Consider the following 425-nt stretch of genomic DNA (forward strand, 5'->3'; position numbering starts at 1 on the left):
GGGCACCTGCGCGTGAGCGAGTGATCTCGCAACGCCCAACCCGCCCAATTGCGTGCCAACGATAACTGCTGCAGCCTGTTTCCCACCGTATGCGCTCGCCATGGTATCGGGTCCTAACTCCACTCAATGAATTAATTCGCCAAGCCATTTCAGAGACACCTTCTCCTGGCGGCTCGACGTGACATCCCCCGGTCAATGTACGAGCGCGTGAGCGAGCGCAAATATGCGCTGCCGCACACAGGCCACAAAAAACCACCGCGAAGGTCGCTGCACCAACATGGTCACTCGTACAGCGTGCATCGGCGCGAGAGGTCCAACCGGCGTGGCTTTGAGCCGTATCAATCAGAACGAAACCAAAGAATTCCAGCGCTGAGCAAATTGCGTGCGCATTACAAAACGCAGGCTGCGCCGACCGATCTGCGCTG

1 protein-coding gene is annotated in these 425 nt (G+C 58.1%); it reads left to right on the top strand.

Annotated elements, in window-relative coordinates:
* Positions 1-207: 207 nt before the first annotated feature.
* Positions 208-425: hypothetical protein (locus VSR34_RS38755; protein ID WP_342965282.1), on the top strand; the 218-nt coding region annotated here is incomplete at its 3' end.

Source organism: Paraburkholderia sp. JHI2823 (assembly GCF_038900695.1).
GTDB lineage: Bacteria > Pseudomonadota > Gammaproteobacteria > Burkholderiales > Burkholderiaceae > Paraburkholderia > Paraburkholderia mimosarum.